We start from the raw sequence: 16910 nt of genomic DNA, 5'->3' as shown, positions 1-16910 counted from the left end.
TTTTGGTCGCAGGGGAGTTTTTTGTCTGGTTTGGCCGCGAGTGCGCGGTTAACGTCCGGGCCGTCCACCCCACCGAAGTTCCCCGCATGACTTTCGTAAGCCGGCTCATCCTGGTCGCCGTCGTATCCGTGACCGCTGCGGTGGTGGCGGTCGCGGTGATCGCGTTCTCGGCCAGCGATCGGGTGGGCGAGGAGATCGAGCGTGCCCGCGTCGCCAACCTGCTCGGCACGCTGCGCGCCTCCACCGAGGCGAACCTCTCCATCGGCCTGCTTCTGGACCAGATTTCCCTGCTGCAGCCGCGCATCGAGCGCGAGAAGGCGGGCGACCCCTCCATCCTCGCCATCGACATTTTCAATTCCGCGGGCCGCGCCATCTATTCCACCGACCGCAGCGTGATCGGCGAAGAGGTGAGCCCGGACTGGGTGAAGCGGCTGGGCGACGATAACCAGTGGGCTGCGGCCGAGCGTGGCGACACGGTGTTCGGCACCCGCTTCGAGAACGACCTCGGTGTTGCCGGCGGCATCTCGGTCACGGTGTCGGACGAGGCGCGCAGTGCCCGCGCGGACCGGCTCGGCCTCGACCTTCTGATCCGCACGGGGGTGCTTTCGCTTGCCGCGTCCATTGCCGCCATCATTGCCGCCGTGGCGTTCGTCCACGTGCTGACGCGCCCGTTCGACCGGGTGGCAAAGGTGCTGCGCGGGGAAGGCGGGTCCACCGGCGACGATGGCGGCCTTGCGCCCCTTGCCGAGGCCACAGTGAAGAGCTGGCGCGATGCCGAGGCGCGGGTCGACCGCGGCCTTGGCCAGCTTGGAGCACTCGACGATGCGGCCTGAGATCGCCGAGAGCGGCCGCGCGCGCCTCGTCACCGGGCTATTCGCCCTTATCCTCACCCTCGTTTTCGGCGGCATTGCTGCGGCGGTACTCGTCAACGGCTATCGCGCCCGGGTCGAGGAGAGTGCGCGGCGCGACGCGCTGGTGATCGGCACGTCGGTCGCCCGCACCCTCGCCCAGCAGTTCGAGAAGGCCGCACGCTTCGGCATTCCCCTGAAGCTGCTTCCCGGCGTGGAACAGCACCTCTCCGAGACATTGACCCGCACCCCCGGCCTGACCCAGATCGTGCTGCGCGGATCGGACGGTCGTGAGATCCGCAGCGCCATCGGTGAGCATTCCGGCACCGATTCGGTGAGCGCTCCCGTGGTGGTGGACGGAAATACGGTGGCGGCGGTGGAAGTCACCACAAATCCCGCTGCCCTCGCCACCTCCTTCGCCGACATCGGCCTGAAGGCGGCGATGGTGGTGACTGTCTGTGCGGCGCTGGCGGCGCTGGCCGCCGGCCTGCTGGTGGGCAATGCGCTCGAGCGTGCCCGCACCCGCCTCGCCAACGGCCTGGCCGAGGCGGTGAACGGCCAGTACGGCGAGCGCGACGTGATGATTCAGCACCACCGTCGCCAAGGTGCGCGGGGGGCGGTGGGCCGGGCCTTCCGGGAACTTGAACACGGCAACCGGAGGGTGGCCGAACGCCGATCGGTATTCGAGGCCTATGCGGAGGAGCTTCTGGCGGTGGATTTCGACGGCGGGCTCAGGCCGGACGTGGAACGGGTCCGGCGCGAGGTGATGGCGCCGCCCGGCCGCGCCGACAAGGTGCGGGGGTCGTGATGCTGCTGCGGACTCGCATCACCCTCATCGTCGCCACCGGCTTCACCGTGCTCATGCTGGGCATCTGGGGTGCCACGGTGCTGCGCGACCGCGTCGCCCAGGCCCGCGAGGGCGAGCTGGCCATTGAGGGTCAGACCGTCCTCTGGCGGGAGATCGTCGCCTTCCAGACCGCCAATCTCGCCCGCATCCTCGAGCGTATCGACACCTCCTCCCCCTTCCGCATCGCGCTGAGCTTCTCGGACCGCCCGGGCATCGCCGCGGCGATCCGGGAGGTCGGCATCGATATCGACGACCCGGCCACCTATTTCGAGGTTGTGGCGGCCGACCGCGAGGTGGTCTTCAGCGACGGCACCACCAATGCCCGCTACATCCTCGACGCTGGCAGCCTCGACCGGGCGCTCAAGGGAGAGGTGCTCTCCGGGCTGCGGCAGATCAGCGGCTCACAGGTGATCGTCATCACCACCCGCACGGTGGAACTGCCAGGCCGCGGCCGGGCCGTGCTGGTACTCGGGCGCGACGCCGCGCTCGGCATGGAGCGCTTCGCCCGCGGCATCAGCGCCGCCACCACCCTCATCACCCTGCGCGGGCGGGTGGTCGCCAGCACCGATTTCCGCCTGTGGGAACGGGCCAAGGTCTCCATCACCCCGCGCCGCCCAACCGCCGAGCAATTGTTGCTGGACGGGCGCAACTACAACGTCACTTCCATTCCGATCGCGGACGTGAGCGGCAGCGCCGTGGGCGCGCTTGTGAGTCTGGAAGATACCACCCAGACGGTGCAGGCGACCGCCTTCATCCGCCAGTCGGCCGTGGCCGGCGCCATCGGCCTCGTGCTGCTCGGCGTCATCGGTCTCAATGTCTTCCTCTGGTACAGTTTCCGGCCCCTGGAATCGGCCATCGACGTGCTGCAGGCCCTGTCGCGTGGCGACACCTCGGTCACGGTGGGTCATGCCGGCCATGACGAGATCGGCCGCATCGCCGAGGCGGTGGTGGCACTGCGCGGCAACGTGCAGGCTCTCGCCGAGAGCCGGCGCCAGCGCGAGCGGGTGCGGCGGCGGCAGGAGGTGGTGATCTCCGGCGAGTTGCAGGCGCTTGCCGACGCCATCGACCCGACCGACCGGGAGGAGGTTCTGGCTCTCCTCGCCAAGGGCGAGGAGAACGAGAATGACGACGAGCTGAAGCGCGTCGCCCGCGTGCTCCACGACCTCTCCCGGCGCATCGTCGAGCAGCACACCCGCCTCTCGTCCATGGTGGTGGAGCTGCGCGAGGCCCTCATCACCAAGACCAAGCTTGCCGGCCTCCAGCAGGAGCTGGAGATTGCCCGTCAGGTGCAGCTCGCCATCCTGCCCAAGGAATTCCCGCCGGATGCGCGTGTCGCCGTGCATGGCCAGATGACGCCCGCGCGCGAGGTGGGCGGCGACTTCTACGACTACTTCATGGTCGACGACACCACGCTCGGCTTCGTGGTGGCGGACGTCTCCGGCAAGGGCGTGCCAGCCGCCCTGTTCATGGCTATCTCCCGCACCCTGCTGCGCTCGACCGCGCTGTTCGAGCGCTCGCCGGCGGGTTGTATCCGCCGCCTGAACGACCTGCTCGCGGTGGAAAACGAGCAGATGCTGTTCGTGACCGTGCTCTATGGCGTGGTGGACCTCTCCTCGGGGAAGGTCACTTATGTGAATGCCGGCCACAACCTGCCCTATCGGATCGCCCGTTCCGGCGAGGTCACCACCGTGCCCTCCACCGGCGGCATGGCGGTGGCGGTGTTGGAAGGCTTCGTCTACCAGCAGCACGAGTTGCACCTCGCCCCCGGCGACACGCTCTTCCTCTATACGGACGGCGTGACCGAGGCCTTCGACATCGACGAGCAGCCCTACGGCGAGGAACGTGTCGAGGAACTGCTGCGCGGCGGTGCCGCCGACTGGTCCGTGGCAGAGCTCAACGAGCGGGTGCTGGCGGCGGTGCACGTCTTCGAGCGCGGCGCGCCGCAGGCCGACGACATCACCTGTTTGACCTTGCGTTACTTCGGCGGCCACGGCCCGCGTCGCACCCGCTGACCGTGCCCCCGTGTGACGCCTGATGCTTCGCCAGTGCGGGCGCACGGCAGAATATGCGTGCGTGCCGGGCGCCGAGGCGGTAAGCGTGCCCGGCAGGGTCTTGGAAACACGTGCCTGAAGCATCGAGGGAGCCAACCCTCACCGGAGGTCGACAGCTGACGCCTGAAAGCGCCGGCGCAACGGCCTCCCGCCGACCAGAGAGGGGGAAACGCAGCATCCGGGGCGGCGCAGCCGTGCCGGTCTGATCCCGGTGCCCCGCCGGGGACGGAGAGGATTGTCATGTCCATCGAAGCGCGCGCGGCCCGCTGGCCCGCGGCCGAGGTTTCCTCCATCGGCGCCGTCTGCAGCGCTCATTTCTGCAGCCATTTCCTCCAGCTCGCGCTCGCCCCGCTCTTCATCATGATGCGGGCCGACCTCCAAGTCTCCTTCATCGAGCTGGGGCTCGTGCTGTCCGTCTTCTACCTGTTCTCGGGCGCCGGACAGGTGGCGGCCGGGGTGCTGGTGGACCGCTTCGGCGCCGATCGGCTACTTCTGGCGGGCATCCTCACTCAAGGTGCCGCGACGGCCGCCATGGGATTTGCCCCCACCTATCTGCTGCTGCTGCCGCTGGCCGCGCTCGCCGGCCTGGGCAACTCGGTCTATCACCCGGCCGACCTCTCCATCCTCAGCCACAAGGTTGCGGCGCCCCGGCTCGGGCGCGCCTTCGCCGCCCATGTGATCGCGGGGAGCATCGGCTTCGGCCTGTCGCCCATCGTGTCCGGCGCGATCGGCGCGCATTTCGGCTGGCGCACGGCGCTCATCGCCATGGGGCTGCTGGTGCTGCTGGTGGGGCTCCTGCTCGCCGTCTTCCGCGGTCCGCTGCGCGCTCCGGCGGGACGCACCGCCCACGCGGCAGCGGGAGGCGCGCCGATCTCTTTCCTGCAGGTGCTGGCCATGCCCGTGGTGCTGATGGCCTTCCTCTATTTCACCCTCACCTCGGTGGCCCTCTCCGGCCTGCAGAGCTTCTCCATCGTCGCGCTGCAAGAGGGCTTCGGCGCGGCGGTGGCGTTGGCGACGCTGGCCGTGGCGCTGTTCCAGGTGGGCAACACCGCGGGCGTCGCCATCGGCGGGCATGTGGCGGACCGCTCCGCCCAGCATCACCAGATCGCCATGGGCGGCCTCGCCGCTGCTGCGCTGTTCGGTTTCCTCGCCGCCTGGCTTCAGACGGCGCCGGAGGTGACCGTGGGGCTGATCGCGCTGGTGGGCTTTTTCATGGGCCTCACCACCCCCTCGCGCGACGTGCTCGTGCGCACGGCGGCGCCGGCCGGCGCGACGGGCAAGGTGTTCGGCATCGTCTATTCCGGCTTCGACATCGGCTCACTGGTGGGGCCGCTGCTGTTCGGCCTGATGCTCGACCACCATCATCCGCGCATGGTGATCGCCGGCGCGGCTGCCGCCCTCGCCCTCGCGGTCGGCACCGCCTTCGCTGTACGCCGCCGGCCGGACTAGGATCCAAGTCCCACAAGCCCGAGCGGGGACAAACAAGAAAACGGCGCGGCCCCTGAAGGGGCCGCGCCTTATGCGTCCCTCAATCCAGCAGCACCTTGCCGGGATTGGAGAGGCCGCGCGGGTCCACGGCGCGCTTGATGGCCGCCATCAGTTCCAGCGCCACCTTGTCCTTGTACATGGGCAGTTCCTCGCGCTTGAGGATGCCGATGCCATGCTCCGCCGAGATGGAGCCGCCCAGCGAGGCCACGAGATCGTGGACGATGCGGTTGAACTCCTCCCAGGTGGCGAGGTAGGCCGCCTTGTCCATGCCTTCGGGCTGGCTGAGGTTGTAGTGGATGTTGCCATCGCCCATGTGGCCGAAGGCGCAGATCCGGATGCCCGGCATGTGCGCCTCGCACAGCCGGTTCGCCTCGGCGATGAAATACGGCACCTTGGACACGGGCACCGAGACATCGTGCTTGATGGAGCCGCCCTCGAACTTCTGCGCGTCGGACATGTCCTCGCGCAGCTTCCACAAGGCGTCGCACTGGGCTTCCGAGGAGCCCACCACCGCGTCCTCGATCTCACCCGCCTCGAACGCCGCCTCGAACGTGTCGAGGGCGAGCTGGGACAGGTCGTCGTTGGGACGGGTGGATGTGAGTTCCGCGAGCACGTACCAGGGATGCCGCTCCGCCAGCGCACGCACCGAGCCGGGCATGTGCTTGAGCACGATCTCCAGGCCGAAGTCCGGCATGATCTCGAAGCCGGTGAGGCTGTCACCGGCGGCATTGCGCAGGCGGCGGAACAGCGAAAGCGCGGTCTCAGGATCCGCGATGCCGAGCAACGCCGTCGCCCGGGCGCGCGGCGCGGGGAACAGGCGCAGCACGGCGGCGGTGATGATGCCGAGCGTGCCTTCCGCGCCGATGAAGAGGTCCTTCAGCGCGTAGCCCGTATTGTCCTTGCGCAGGCGCGACAGGCCGTTCCAGATGCGCCCGTCCGGCAGCACCACTTCAAGGCCGAAGGTGAGTTCGCGCATATTGCCATAGCGCAGCACAGCCGTGCCGCCGGCATTGGTGGAGAGGTTGCCGCCGATCTGGCAGGAGCCTTCCGAGCCGATGGAGAGCGGGAACAGGCAGCCCGCCCCTTCTGCCGCCTGCTGCACCTGGTACAGCGTGCAGCCGGCCTCGGCGACGACGGTGAGGTCCACCGGATCAAGGTCGCGGACGCGGTTCAGCCGGCGCAGCGAGAGCAGTAGCGCGCCGAACGGCACCTGCCCGCCGACGAGGCCCGTATTGCCGCCCTGCGGCACCACCGGCACGCCGGCTTCGGCGCAGGCGGCGACCACGAAGGCGACTTCCTCCGTGTTGGCAGGCTCGACCAGTGCAGGGGTCGTTCCCTGGTAGAGGCCCCGCCCCTCCACCAGATGGGGGGCGAGGTCGTGGGCGTCGGTGCGCACATGGGCTGCGCCGATACGGGCGGCGATGCGGTCCAGAAGGCCGGAGAGGCGGACGGCATCGAGGAGGATGGGTTGGGGGGCATGGCTCGACATGGGGGCGCAAGGTGCATCAGCCGCCGCCGCCGGGCAAGCATCCGATGGGCCTCGGGGGAGCGCGAAAGCGCCGCGCGGCGGATGGGGCGCGGGCCTTCCGCTTGGCAAAGCCGGACATAAGAGCTAGAGCCGCTGCCGCCGCCGCCAACCCGTTGAAGGCGCACTGCACCGGAGATCAGATGACCGACCGCGTCCTCGTCGCCCGCATCGGCGCCCCCCATGGCGTGAGGGGCGAGGTGCGGCTGTTCGTCTTCACCGAGGATCCGGCCGCGATCCTCGATTACGATCCGCTCACCGACGCCACCGGCCGCACCCGCTATCGCATCACGGCGTTGCGCGCGGCCAAGGACCATTTCGTCGCCCGCCTCGCCAACGTCGCCGACCGTACCGCCGCCGAGGCGCTGACAAATGTGGACCTCTATGTCCCGCGCGAGGCATTGCCCCCGCCGGAGGACGAGGACACCTTCTATCATGCGGACCTGATCGGCCTCGCGGTGGAGGACGAGACCGGCGCGCGCATCGGCACCGTTGTCGCGCTGCACGATTTCGGCGCCGGCGACATCCTCGAATATGCCCCTGCCCTCCCCGGCATCCGGGCGAAGACGCTCATGGTGCCCTTCTCCCGCGACGCCGTGCCGGTGGTGGACGTGAAGGCGGGCCGGGTGGTCATCGCCGAGGCCTTCGTCGAGCGCCGCGACCCCGAGCCCGAGGCGGGCGAGGACAAGGAGGGCTGAGGCAGGCAGATTTGACTCCCGCCCCGCCCAGCGCCCATCTCACCCCATGACCTTCCGCGCCAGCGTCCTCACCCTTTATCCCGAGATGTTCCCCGGCCCACTCGGCCATGCGCTCGCCGGCCGCGCGCTGGCGAACGGGCTGTGGGGACTGGAGGCGTGGCAGATTCGCGACCAAGCCCTCGACCGCCATCGCTCGGTGGACGACACCCCCGCCGGCGGCGGCCCCGGCATGGTGATGCGGGCCGATGTGCTCGCCCGCGCCATCGACGCCGTCTCCCCGCCCGATGATCCCCGCCCCCGCCTGCTGATGACCCCGCGCGGCCGCCCGCTGACGCAAGCCCGCGTGCGGGAGCTGGCGGCGGGTCCGGGTGCGGTCATCCTCTGCGGGCGGTTCGAGGGGGTGGACGAGCGCATCGTCGCGGCGCGCGGCCTCGAGGAGGTCTGCGTGGGCGATGTGGTGCTCTCAGGCGGCGAGGCGGCGGCGCTGCTGCTGCTCGATGCCTGCGTACGGCTCATTCCCGGCGTCATGGGCAAGGCGGAGAGCGGCACGGACGAGAGCTTCTCCCACGGACTGCTCGAATATCCGCAATACACACGGCCGCAACTGTTCGAGGGGGAAGGCATCCCTGAGGTACTGACCTCGGGCGATCATGCCCGCATCGCCCGCTGGCGGCAGGCCGAGGCGGAGGCCGTCACGCGCGCGCGCCGGCCGGACCTTCTTCCCCCGGCGCGTGACGGATCCACGACGGAAAGGGAATGACAGCGCCCCTTTTCTCCTGTATGGAGCCGCGTCCCTTAACTTAAAACGACACGACGTGGCGCCGGGGCGACATGCTCCGAAGCGGCACCAAGAGGTTGGCGACAATGAACATTATCCAGACGCTCGAAGCCGAACAGGCGACGAAGCTCGCCGAGAAGCGGGCCATTCCCGAGTTCCAGCCCGGTGATACCGTGATTGTGAACGTGAAGGTGGTCGAAGGCGAGCGCACCCGCGTGCAGGCCTACGAGGGCGTGGTGATCGCCCGTTCCGGCGGTGGCCTGAACGAGAGCTTCACCGTCCGCAAGATTTCCTACGGCGAAGGCGTGGAGCGCGTGTTCCCGGTCTATTCGCCGCTGATCGATTCCATCAAGGTAGTCCGTCGCGGCAAGGTGCGTCGCGCCAAGCTCTATTACCTGCGCGACCGTCGCGGTAAGTCGGCCCGTATCGCCGAGCGTCAGGACCGCACCGCCGATGGTAAGGTCAAGAGGACCAAGGGCGCCAAGGCTCCCGCCGCCGCCGAGTGAGGCGCGGACCTTTCTGTTGAGTGAAACGCGCCGTCGGCCCAGCTGGCGGCGCTTTTTTATGCGCCGGTTTCAGGCGGCGAGCCGCTCCGGGCTCGCCCGAAGGCGCGCAATCAGCCCCTCGGGATCGGCCTCATAGGCCTCCCGCACCCGCTGGAGCGCGCCCGCTCCGCCGCCGCGATGACCCGCGCCGCCCACATGCAGCCAGCCGTCGGCCAGCAGGAAGGGCTCCATCTCGCCTGTTTCGGGATCCGCGAGGTGCACCCGCCGGCGGCTCGACGTCCGGAGCGAAGCAAGGTCCAGGTGGCGATAGAGCACGCCCCAGTTCTGCCCGCCGGTGTCGAGGGTGAGCGGCGTGTCGGTGCCGAAATCGAGCGGCAGAGCCTTCACCGCCGCGAAATCGAAGACGCAATAGCCCGGCCACAGGTACCAGGCGTCATTGCCCTCCCCCTCCCGTACCATGCCGTAGCACGGCTGGCCCGCGAGCCGTCCCGCGAGGTCGGTCGGCTCCAGCGGGATGAGGTCGTGGTCCAGCAGGGCAAAGGCGCGCGGCGCGGCTGGGCGGATGAGGTTCGCGTAGATCCAGTTCAGCGCGACCCCATGGGAGCGGGAGCCGTTGCGCGCGCCGCGATAAGGCGTCGGCGGCAAGGGGCAGTAGGTGAGCCCGCGCCGCCTGCACAGCGCTGCGATGGCCGTGCGGGCGGCGGGATCGGTGGAATTGTCGCACACCACCAGCGGCGTCCTGGGCAGGAAGCGCGCCATGGCGTCGGCGAGGAAATCCACCGCCTGCGGCAGGTTGAACGCCACCGTGAAAGCGACGACCGGCGCCCGCTCGGCGGCGATGCGCGCCACCACTTCCGCCTGCCCCGGCGCCTGCCGCCGGGCATAGATGCGATCCACCAGCAGGTTGCGGGCGCGCCGCAGCCGGTGGGCGAGCGGGGTCAACGCGAGCCACTCGGCGGGGGCGTAGTCGGCAAGGTCGCGCATGGACGCCTTCAAAGGACCCGGCGGGGCGACGGCCGGGACGGGAACGAACTGGAGCGGATCGCCGCAGGCCGGCCTGCCGCCGTGCTCCACCGCGCGCGTTCTAGAAGGACTTCGGGGTAAGGTCCATGGCGCGGGGCGCGCAGGTGCCCGCAACGTGGCGCACGGGAAGGCTTGACCGCACCGGCTCCGGAAGGTGAGGTATCGTACGAGTCCGTCAGCCCCAGCGGACAGCCCCAGCCCGGACACCCATGGCGAACGACCTTACCCTCAGGATCGTGATCGTCGACGAGAGCGACGTGCGCGCCGCCATCCTGGAGGAGGGCCTCAAGGAGGCGGGCTTCGAGACGGTGCTGCGCATCACCGGCCGCAACAATCTCCTGGAGCGCATCTACGCCATTGATCCGGACGTGATCCTGATCGACCTCGAAGATCCCTCCCGCGACACCATCGAGCAGATGTTCCAGGTGAGCCGCGAAGTGAAGCGGCCGGTCGCCATGTTCGTGGACCAGACCGACAGCAAGACCATCGAGGACGCCATCGAGGCGGGCGTCGCCTCCTATGTGGTGGACGGGCTGCGCAAGGAGCGGGTGAAGCCGATCCTCGAGACCACCATCTCCCGCTTCCGCGCCTTCGCCCGCCTCAAGGCGGAGCTGGAGGAGGCGAAGACCCAATTGGAAGAGCGCAAGGCCATCGACCGGGCCAAGATGTTGCTCATGAAGATGAAGGGCATCGACGAGGAGGCCGCCTATCACCTCCTGCGCCGCACGGCCATGAACGAGAAGAAGCGCATCGTCGACATCGCCCAATCCATCATCACCGCCGCGGAGCTTCTGCGATGAGACGCCTCGCCATCGGCTTCATCCCCCTGACCGACGCCGCCGTGCTGATCGCCGCCGCGGAGCGCGGCTTCGCCATGGCCGAAGGCATCGAGATCGACCTGCACAAGGAGGTCTCCTGGGCCAACATCCGTGACAAGGTGAATATCGGCCTCCTCGACGGCGCCCACATGCTGGGGCCGCTCGCCATCGCCTCCTCGCTCGGCCTCGGCCATGTGCGGGTGCCGCTGGTGGTGCCGTTCGCGCTCAACCTGAATGGCAGCGCCATCACCATCGACAAGCACGTCTATGCCGCCATGGGCGAGGTGGGCGAAGACCTCGCCACCGCCCCCGGAGCGGCGCTGGCGCTGGGCAAGGTGGTGCGGCAGAGGAAGGCGGAGGGGCGTGACCCGCTGGTGTTCGCCGCGGTCTATTCCTTCTCAACCCACACCTACCTTATCCGCCATTTCCTGAAGGCCGGCGGGGTAGACCCGGACCGCGACGTGCGGCTCGTGGTGGTGCCCCCGCCCTTCATGGCGGAAAGCCTGCGCGGCGGGCTCATCCACGGTTTCTCGGTGGGCTCGCCCTGGAATTCGGTGGCGGTCGATTCAGACGTTGGCCGCATCGCAGTGCTGGGCGCCGAGCTGTTCGGCTGGGTGCCGGAGAAGGTGCTGGGCGTCCACGCCCGCTTCGCCAATGCCGAGCCGGAGGTTCTGCACCGGCTCGTCCGCGCACTCTACGTCGCTGCGCGCTGGTGCGAAGACCCGGCCAACCATGAGGATCTTGCCAAGCTGCTGGGCGAGCCCCGCCACCTCAACCTGCCCGCCGACATCCTCCGCCGCACGCTGGACGGCCGGCTCCACACCGCGCCGGGCGGGGTGCTCAGGTCGCATCCGGACTATCTGGTGCTCAACCGCGATGGCGCCAACCGGCCGGCGCCGGACCATGCGCTGTGGATGTATGCCCAGATCGTCGCCGCTGGTCAGGGCGAATTCGCCGCCGATGCCGCGCGCGAAGCCATGGGGGTTTACCGGCCGGACATCTTCGATGCGGCGGTGGGACCGGTTCCGGTGAAGCACCCGGAGCCCGACTGCGTCGGCACCCAGTTCGGCGAGATCTTCGATCAGGTCGCCTTTCTAAAGGGCTGAGGCCCCTCAAGCCCGCGCGGCGTTTGAGCGTGGCACCCAGCCCCGCGCGGCGCCTGAGCGTGACAAAGGCTCATTCCGCGTAGGGGTTGTCCTTCTCGCGCAGAGTCAGCCGGATCGGCACGCCGGGCAGATCGAAGGTCTCGCGGATGCCGTTCACCAGGTAGCGAATATAGCTCTCCGGCACGGCATCGGTGCGCGAGCAGAACAGCACGAAGGACGGCGGGCGCGCCTTGGGCTGGGTCATGTAGCGCAGCTTGATCCGCCGCCCGGACACCGCCGGCGGCGGATGATTTTCCGTCACCTGCTGGAGGAAGCGGTTGAGCGGATTGGTGGCGACACGCTTGTTCCACACCTTGTGGGCGCTCGCGATGGCCGCCACCAGCTTGTCGAGACCATGACCCATGAGACCGGAGAGGGGGACGATGGGTACGCCCTTCACCTGCGGCAGCAGATGGTCGATCTCCTCGCGCAACCGGGTGGCGAGGCCGCCGCGCGGCACGAGGTCCGCCTTGTTGTAACCGATGACGAGGGCCCGGCCCTCGCGCGCCACCAGATCGGCGATGCGCAGGTCCTGCTCCTCGAACGGACGGGTGGCGTCGATGAGGATCACCACCACCTCGGCGAACTTCATGGCGCGCAGGGCGTCGGCGGCGGAGAGCTTCTCCAGCTTGTCGTCGATGCGCGAGCGCTTCCGGAGCCCGGCGGTATCGAACACCTCCAGCGGAATGCCGGCATAGGTGACGTTCACCGAGATGGAATCGCGGGTGATGCCGGCTTCGGGGCCGGTCAAAAGGCGATCCTCGCCGAGCAGCTTGTTGATGAGGGTGGACTTGCCGGCATTGGGCCGGCCGAGCACCGCCACCTTGATGGGCCGGCGCGGCTTCTCGGGCTCGGCCTCCCCCTCGGCGGGGATCTCGTCCGCGTCGTCCTCTTCCTCTTCGTCCTCCTCCAGCCGCGTCTGCTCAGGCAGAGCGTCGCAGATGGCGTCGTAGAGGTCGGAGAGGCCCTCGCCGTGCTCGGCGGAGAGCGGGATGGGGTCGCCGAGGCCGAGGCCGAAGGCTTCCAGTGTCCCGGCCTCGCCGCCCCGCCCCTCGCTCTTGTTGGCGACGAGGATGACCGGCTTGCCGGCCTTGCGCACGAGATCGGCAAAAGCGCGGTCGGTCGGGGTCAGTCCGATGCGGGCGTCGATCATGAAGAGGATGGCGTCGCAATCGCCGATGGCAGCCTCGGTCTGGGCGCGCATGCGCCCTTCCAGGCTCGCAGGGGTCGCCTCCTCGAGGCCGGCGGTGTCGACGATGCGGAAGGTGAGGTCGCCGAGCCGCCCTTCGCCCTCGCGGCGGTCGCGGGTGACGCCGGGGCGATCATCCACCAGCGCGAGCTTCTTGCCCACCAGGCGGTTGAACAGGGTGGACTTGCCGACGTTGGGACGCCCGACGATGGCCAGGGAAAAGGTCATGAAATGGGCTCGCGGCCGGCGGTCGGCTTCAGGTCTGAGGGATCATTGCTGCGGCTGGCCCTTCGGAGGGGTGGCCGGCAGATTGTCGATGGGGGCGTTGGCGTTGCTCGGCTGGCCGAGGCCGGTCGAATAGTCGACGCCGGGCACCCCGTTGGGGAACACAGGCGTGCGTGCGCCCGGCACCGGCGGCTTCTTCTGGTCGAACGGGTTGAGGTTCTCCAGCGTCTCGCAGCCGGCGGCCGTCAAGGCGAGGCCGAGCGCGAGCGCGAGGCGCAGGCTGCGGGTGACAGGGCGTGCCATCATCAAGCTTGTCCTCCTCATGCGCGTCGCGGTCATGCAGCTCCTCACAGGGGTTCACTGGGTCGGCGCGCTGCCGGCGGCCACTTCACCCGCGGGGGCGGTGGCCGAGGCGGTGAGCCGCCGGATGAGCTCGGCCCGAGAGCGGACACCGGGCGGGGTCTCGCTGTCGGTGGTGATATCGGTGGCGGTCTTGTTGGCGGCGGCAAGGTCGCCGGCCTTCAGCTCAGCCAGCGCCAGCGTCTCGCGCGCCGAATGACGCAGCGGGCCGGCGCCGGTGGCGATGCCGCCGATGCGCTGCTTCACCTCCGGCAGGCCGGCCGTATCGACCACCAGCAGGGCGGCGCGCACCAAAGCGAGGTCACGGGCGAGCGGCGGCACGGAATTGTCGGCGGCAATGGCATCGAAGGCGGCGATGCCGGCCGCCTTGTCGCGGGCGGTGGCGGCGGCAGCGGCGCGGAACAGAGCAAGGGTGCGATAGCCGGCCGGCCCGCTCTTGGCGATGCCGGCGAAGGCGGCCTCGGCCTCCTGCATCTTGCCGGCATCGAACAGGGCGACGGCGCTCTCATAGGCCTCGCTGGCCTTCACCGCCTGCTCATGGCGCCAGTACTGGTAGCCGCTCCAGCCCGCAGCGGCGAGAATCACCAGCACGCACGCGGCGATGATGACGCCGCCGAAACGGTCCCAGAGCTTGCGCAGGCGATCGCGCCGGAGGTCTTCCTCGATCTCGTGAAAAATGTCGGTCATGAGCTGAGAGCTTCGGGATCCAGGACTTGGGGATGGCCTGCCGAAGCAGGACCTTGCCGGCGACGCCGCACCGGGACGAGGGCGCGTAAAGTATCCATGCGGCCTCATCGTGGCAAACGGGCGTTTTTGAGGCGGCTCGGCCTTGGCATGGGGGCCGCCCGGCGTAGGATACCCCCGCCCGATGGGGCACCGGATCGGGAGTTATGGCCGTCACATCCCGCGCGAACCCGTCTCTCGCCGCCGCACAGTCATTTGAATACCGCCTCCAGCGCACGCCGGTGGGGGTGGTGTTGCTCGACACGGATCTGCGCATCCGCTCGGTCAATCCGGTGGCGCTGCGGCTGCTCGCGCCGGCGGGGCAGCGGCTCGCGGGTGTGGATATCCTCTCGCTCCATCCCGGCGAGGCGCGGGACAAGGTGGCTTTTCTCATCGAGCGCGCCCGCGCCTCGCAGGACGGCACCTCTTCCCTCGTGGTGACCACCGCCATGGGCACGCTAGTCGCCAAGGTCAGCCGGCTCGAGGCTACACCGGACGCCTCGCCCGACGGTTTCCTTATGATGATCCACGCCTTGGTCGAGGCGCCCATGATGGGCCGCACCGCCGGGGCCGATCTGGAGGTGGAGGGGCTGGCGGTGGCGGGCGCGGAGGCCATGGCGGCCCTGTGCCCCCTGATGAAACTCCCGCTGGTGCGCGGCAAGGGCGATGTCATCAGCCTCATCGACGTGACCGAAGTCGCCTTCCTGGTGGCGCAGGGACACTATGCGGAGGCGCGCACCGCCACCTTCTCCGCCTTCTGCCCGCGGCCGCTCGCCGATCTGGAGCGCCGGCTCGATCCAGCGCAGTTCGTGCGCGTGCATCGGCGTTTTCTCGTCAACATGCGCCACGTCCGCGCCGCCGCGCGTGAGGACGGCGGCTGGCATCTCGTCATGGCGGATGCCGGCGAGACACGGGTTCCGGTCAGCCGGGGCAAGGTGGAGGATATCCGGCGGCGGCTGGGGGTCTGAGGCGCGGCGCCGACCGCCGTTCGTGCAGCCCTGATGCCGTTGGCGCAGGACGCTTGTGGGCCGCGCCTTCCGCTTTGAAGCCGGCTCCCTTCACCGCCCATGGTCTCCTCGACGCGCTTCGGCGCCCGATGGAGGACGATGCATGACCGAAGCTGCCGCCGGCTTTCCCGCTTTGCCCTTCGCGCTCGAAGCGCCGGACCGCTACCTGACGTTCCAGGGGATCGATTTCGAAGGGAACATGAAGGTGGTGCTCAAGCACCTATTTCGCTACATCGACGACCCAGCCCATGGCAACGCCTTCTGGGACCGCTTCAAGTCCCGTCTGGCGGCCGCCGAGGCAGGCGGCGCCACCATCTGCGACAAGCTGCTGCTGCTCCATTCCCACGTCTATTACATGGTCGAGCTATTCGAGGAGCACGACGACGAAGTCGCGCTGACCGACCTGAAAAGGCTGGAGGAAGAGTGCTTCTGATCGCTACCCGGCCTCGGGTGGCGGCGCGGGACGGAAGCCGGCCCGCTTCAGCCGCACGATGGCGAGATCGAGGGCGGAGAGGAATTCGGACCGGGCGCGCGGCGAGAACGGTTTCGGACCTCCTGTGACGGCACCGGCCGAACGCAGCTCTTCCATCAGGTTCCGGGTGGCGAGCTGCATGCCGATGGAATTGGCGGTGAAGGGCCGCCCGTCCGGCGCGATCACGGAGGCCCCGGCGGCAACGCAGCGGGAAGCGAGTGGCACATCGGCGGTCACCACCACGTCGCCGCGCGAGGCACGGGCCGCGATGAAGTCATCCGCCGCGTCCGGGCCAGCGGGCACAATGACCCGCGCCACCAAAGGATGGCGCGGCACCATGAGCGGCGCATTGGCCACCACCAGCACGCGGATATGGTGGCGGAAGGCGACCTTGTACGCCTCCTCCTTCACCGGGCAGGCGTCGGCGTCGATATAGAGGGCAATGGGCTCTTCGCGGGGGGCGCTCATGCCTGACCCATGGCAGGCCGTCGTTCCGGGAGCAAGGTGGGGCGGCCCGCCTCAGGCGGCGGACGCGGGCTCCTCCGCCGGAGCGTCGGCGGGCTGGGACGAGGCGCGACGCTTGCGCCAGGGGATGGCGATATAGGCGAGATCGTCCAGCATCCCGAGCAGCTTGCCGCCCTGCTCCAGCTCGCGATCCAGCGCAGCCATAGTGGGCGCCAGGCCGGGATCCTCGTCCTTCAGCCAGGTATCGAGCACGCGGGCGAACAGAACAGCCAGCCCCTTGGCCCTGACGCTGCCGGACAGGCCCGCGCAATCGATGCCCGCCGCCGCCAGCATCCAGCGCTGGGAGCCCTCGGAGAGACGCAGCAGCGTGAGCGCGAGCGCCGGATCGCGGCGGGCGGAGCGGGAGAGGCCGCGCACGGCCTCCCGGTGGGGCTCCAGCGCATCAAGGCGGCGCATGAGCACTTCGAACAGCCGCTCGCGCGGCCCCTCCCCCGCCAGATCGTCGCTGTCCGGACCGCCCTCGGCGAGCACCTGCCGATCGGTGGTTCGGAAGAAGGCGGCGAGGAGATCATCGGTCGATGCGAACGACGCGCGCATCTGCGCCAGCGGCACGCCGCAATGCGCGGCTACTTCGGACAGCGAGACGGCGCGAAACGGCTTCTTGGCCAAAAGATCGAGAAATCTGCGCAGGCAGGCCTCGCGCGCGGTCTCCGCAGTCATGGCCCTACTCCTCGTTAAGAGA

At 69.2% G+C, this 16910-nt stretch carries 18 protein-coding genes; 11 read left to right on the top strand and 7 right to left on the bottom strand.

The features are described 5' to 3' along the window. Positions 1–86 precede the first annotated feature (86 nt). The 4 genes from XAN126_RS0102945 (at position 87) to XAN126_RS0102930 (ending at position 5195) form a co-directional block, all read left to right on the top strand. On the top strand, positions 87–833 hold the full coding sequence (locus XAN126_RS0102945; RefSeq protein WP_024277111.1) for a hypothetical protein: 747 nt from the start codon (positions 87–89) through the stop codon (positions 831–833). Then, positions 823–1656 carry a hypothetical protein gene (locus tag XAN126_RS0102940; protein ID WP_024277110.1) on the top strand — a complete coding sequence of 278 codons (834 nt, stop codon included), beginning with the start codon at positions 823–825 and terminating at the stop codon, positions 1654–1656. Before XAN126_RS0102945 ends, XAN126_RS0102940 begins: the two co-directional genes overlap by 11 nt. Further along, complete coding sequence (locus tag XAN126_RS26780) at positions 1656–3707, top strand: SpoIIE family protein phosphatase (protein WP_024277109.1); 2052 nt, start codon at positions 1656–1658, stop codon at positions 3705–3707. Before XAN126_RS0102940 ends, XAN126_RS26780 begins: the two co-directional genes overlap by 1 nt. 279 nt (positions 3708–3986) lie before the next feature. Further along, on the top strand, positions 3987–5195 hold the full coding sequence (locus XAN126_RS0102930; RefSeq protein ID WP_024277108.1) for an MFS transporter: 1209 nt from the start codon (positions 3987–3989) through the stop codon (positions 5193–5195). A gap of 79 nt (positions 5196–5274) precedes the next feature. On the opposite strand, the gene XAN126_RS0102925 is transcribed toward XAN126_RS0102930, so the two are convergent. After that, positions 5275–6723, bottom strand: coding sequence for an FAD-binding oxidoreductase (locus tag XAN126_RS0102925; RefSeq protein WP_024277107.1), 1449 nt, complete (start codon positions 6721–6723; stop codon positions 5275–5277). A gap of 179 nt (positions 6724–6902) precedes the next feature. Here XAN126_RS0102925 and rimM point away from each other — a divergent pair, with 179 nt between their 5' ends. The 3 genes from rimM to rplS all read left to right on the top strand — a co-directional run bounded on the left by rimM (position 6903) and on the right by rplS (position 8741). Further along, a complete protein-coding gene (rimM, locus tag XAN126_RS0102920) occupies positions 6903–7457 on the top strand; it encodes a ribosome maturation factor RimM (RefSeq protein ID WP_024277106.1) in 555 nt (184 codons plus the stop codon). Positions 7458–7503: 46 nt separating this feature from the next. After that, complete coding sequence (trmD, locus tag XAN126_RS0102915; RefSeq protein WP_024277105.1) at positions 7504–8217, top strand: tRNA (guanosine(37)-N1)-methyltransferase TrmD; 714 nt, start codon at positions 7504–7506, stop codon at positions 8215–8217. 104 nt (positions 8218–8321) lie between these two features. Next, positions 8322–8741 carry a 50S ribosomal protein L19 gene (gene rplS, locus XAN126_RS0102910; protein ID WP_024277104.1) on the top strand — a complete coding sequence of 140 codons (420 nt, stop codon included), beginning with the start codon at positions 8322–8324 and terminating at the stop codon, positions 8739–8741. 69 nt (positions 8742–8810) lie between these two features. Here the strand turns inward: rplS and XAN126_RS0102905 are convergent, their stop codons facing one another. Beyond that, positions 8811–9725: a hypothetical protein gene (locus XAN126_RS0102905; protein ID WP_155982198.1), complete on the bottom strand. Its 915-nt coding sequence runs from the start codon at positions 9723–9725 to the stop codon at positions 8811–8813. Positions 9726–9973: 248 nt separating this feature from the next. On the opposite strand from XAN126_RS0102905, the gene XAN126_RS0102900 reads away from it, so the two are divergent. Together XAN126_RS0102900 and XAN126_RS0102895 are read left to right on the top strand one after the other, a co-directional pair. Then, positions 9974–10564 carry an ANTAR domain-containing protein gene (locus tag XAN126_RS0102900; protein ID WP_024277102.1) on the top strand — a complete coding sequence of 197 codons (591 nt, stop codon included), beginning with the start codon at positions 9974–9976 and terminating at the stop codon, positions 10562–10564. Further along, positions 10561–11688, top strand: coding sequence for a CmpA/NrtA family ABC transporter substrate-binding protein (locus XAN126_RS0102895; RefSeq protein ID WP_024277101.1), 1128 nt, complete (start codon positions 10561–10563; stop codon positions 11686–11688). Before XAN126_RS0102900 ends, XAN126_RS0102895 begins: the two co-directional genes overlap by 4 nt. A gap of 70 nt (positions 11689–11758) precedes the next feature. Here XAN126_RS0102895 and der read toward each other — a convergent pair whose 3' ends face one another. Genes der through XAN126_RS0102880 form a run of 3 tightly spaced genes read right to left on the bottom strand, consistent with a single transcriptional unit; the run spans position 11759 to position 14188 of the window. Continuing rightward, entirely contained in the window at positions 11759–13144 is a 1386-nt protein-coding gene (gene der / locus XAN126_RS0102890; protein WP_024277100.1) for a ribosome biogenesis GTPase Der, read from the bottom strand. 42 nt (positions 13145–13186) lie between these two features. Then, the gene (locus XAN126_RS0102885; RefSeq protein ID WP_024277099.1) at positions 13187–13447 is read right to left on the bottom strand and encodes a hypothetical protein; all 261 of its coding nucleotides are present in this window, start codon (positions 13445–13447) and stop codon (positions 13187–13189) included. 51 nt (positions 13448–13498) lie between these two features. Then, positions 13499–14188, bottom strand: coding sequence for a tetratricopeptide repeat protein (locus XAN126_RS0102880; RefSeq protein ID WP_024277098.1), 690 nt, complete (start codon positions 14186–14188; stop codon positions 13499–13501). Positions 14189–14391: 203 nt separating this feature from the next. Here XAN126_RS0102880 and XAN126_RS0102875 point away from each other — a divergent pair, with 203 nt between their 5' ends. Together XAN126_RS0102875 and cowN are read left to right on the top strand one after the other, a co-directional pair. Further along, positions 14392–15192, top strand: a complete 801-nt coding sequence (locus XAN126_RS0102875) for a PAS domain-containing transcriptional regulator (RefSeq protein ID WP_024277097.1) — start codon at positions 14392–14394, stop codon at positions 15190–15192. Positions 15193–15334: 142 nt separating this feature from the next. After that, positions 15335–15664 (top strand): N(2)-fixation sustaining protein CowN, encoded by a 330-nt coding sequence (gene cowN, locus XAN126_RS0102870; protein ID WP_024277096.1) that lies wholly within the window; start codon positions 15335–15337, stop codon positions 15662–15664. 3 nt (positions 15665–15667) lie between these two features. On the opposite strand, the gene XAN126_RS0102865 is transcribed toward cowN, so the two are convergent. Together XAN126_RS0102865 and XAN126_RS0102860 are read right to left on the bottom strand one after the other, a co-directional pair. Beyond that, positions 15668–16171 carry a YaiI/YqxD family protein gene (locus XAN126_RS0102865; protein ID WP_024277095.1) on the bottom strand — a complete coding sequence of 168 codons (504 nt, stop codon included), beginning with the start codon at positions 16169–16171 and terminating at the stop codon, positions 15668–15670. A gap of 51 nt (positions 16172–16222) precedes the next feature. Next, positions 16223–16888, bottom strand: coding sequence for a TetR family transcriptional regulator (locus tag XAN126_RS0102860; RefSeq protein ID WP_024277094.1), 666 nt, complete (start codon positions 16886–16888; stop codon positions 16223–16225). Positions 16889–16910: the final 22 nt, after the last annotated feature.

It is taken from the genome of Xanthobacter sp. 126, from assembly GCF_000526175.1.
Lineage (GTDB): Bacteria > Pseudomonadota > Alphaproteobacteria > Rhizobiales > Xanthobacteraceae > Xanthobacter > Xanthobacter aminoxidans.
Note: the sequence above shows the minus strand (reverse complement) of the source record. Positions and strands in the feature narration are given on the sequence as shown.

Coding starts and splice junctions, on each gene's coding strand:
- XAN126_RS0102865 (WP_024277095.1), bottom strand. CDS start 16,171: ATGAGCGCCCCCCGCGAAGAGCCCATTGCCCTCTATATCGACGCCGAC.
- XAN126_RS0102895 (WP_024277101.1), top strand. CDS start 10,561: ATGAGACGCCTCGCCATCGGCTTCATCCCCCTGACCGACGCCGCCGTG.
- XAN126_RS0102940 (WP_024277110.1), top strand. CDS start 823: ATGCGGCCTGAGATCGCCGAGAGCGGCCGCGCGCGCCTCGTCACCGGG.
- XAN126_RS0102930 (WP_024277108.1), top strand. CDS start 3,987: ATGTCCATCGAAGCGCGCGCGGCCCGCTGGCCCGCGGCCGAGGTTTCC.
- XAN126_RS0102900 (WP_024277102.1), top strand. CDS start 9,974: ATGGCGAACGACCTTACCCTCAGGATCGTGATCGTCGACGAGAGCGAC.
- XAN126_RS0102860 (WP_024277094.1), bottom strand. CDS start 16,888: ATGACTGCGGAGACCGCGCGCGAGGCCTGCCTGCGCAGATTTCTCGAT.
- rplS (WP_024277104.1), top strand. CDS start 8,322: ATGAACATTATCCAGACGCTCGAAGCCGAACAGGCGACGAAGCTCGCC.
- XAN126_RS0102875 (WP_024277097.1), top strand. CDS start 14,392: ATGGCCGTCACATCCCGCGCGAACCCGTCTCTCGCCGCCGCACAGTCA.
- XAN126_RS0102945 (WP_024277111.1), top strand. CDS start 87: ATGACTTTCGTAAGCCGGCTCATCCTGGTCGCCGTCGTATCCGTGACC.
- der (WP_024277100.1), bottom strand. CDS start 13,144: ATGACCTTTTCCCTGGCCATCGTCGGGCGTCCCAACGTCGGCAAGTCC.
- XAN126_RS0102925 (WP_024277107.1), bottom strand. CDS start 6,723: ATGTCGAGCCATGCCCCCCAACCCATCCTCCTCGATGCCGTCCGCCTC.
- rimM (WP_024277106.1), top strand. CDS start 6,903: ATGACCGACCGCGTCCTCGTCGCCCGCATCGGCGCCCCCCATGGCGTG.
- XAN126_RS0102885 (WP_024277099.1), bottom strand. CDS start 13,447: ATGATGGCACGCCCTGTCACCCGCAGCCTGCGCCTCGCGCTCGCGCTC.
- cowN (WP_024277096.1), top strand. CDS start 15,335: ATGACCGAAGCTGCCGCCGGCTTTCCCGCTTTGCCCTTCGCGCTCGAA.
- XAN126_RS26780 (WP_024277109.1), top strand. CDS start 1,656: ATGCTGCTGCGGACTCGCATCACCCTCATCGTCGCCACCGGCTTCACC.
- XAN126_RS0102880 (WP_024277098.1), bottom strand. CDS start 14,188: ATGACCGACATTTTTCACGAGATCGAGGAAGACCTCCGGCGCGATCGC.
- XAN126_RS0102905 (WP_155982198.1), bottom strand. CDS start 9,725: ATGCGCGACCTTGCCGACTACGCCCCCGCCGAGTGGCTCGCGTTGACC.
- trmD (WP_024277105.1), top strand. CDS start 7,504: ATGACCTTCCGCGCCAGCGTCCTCACCCTTTATCCCGAGATGTTCCCC.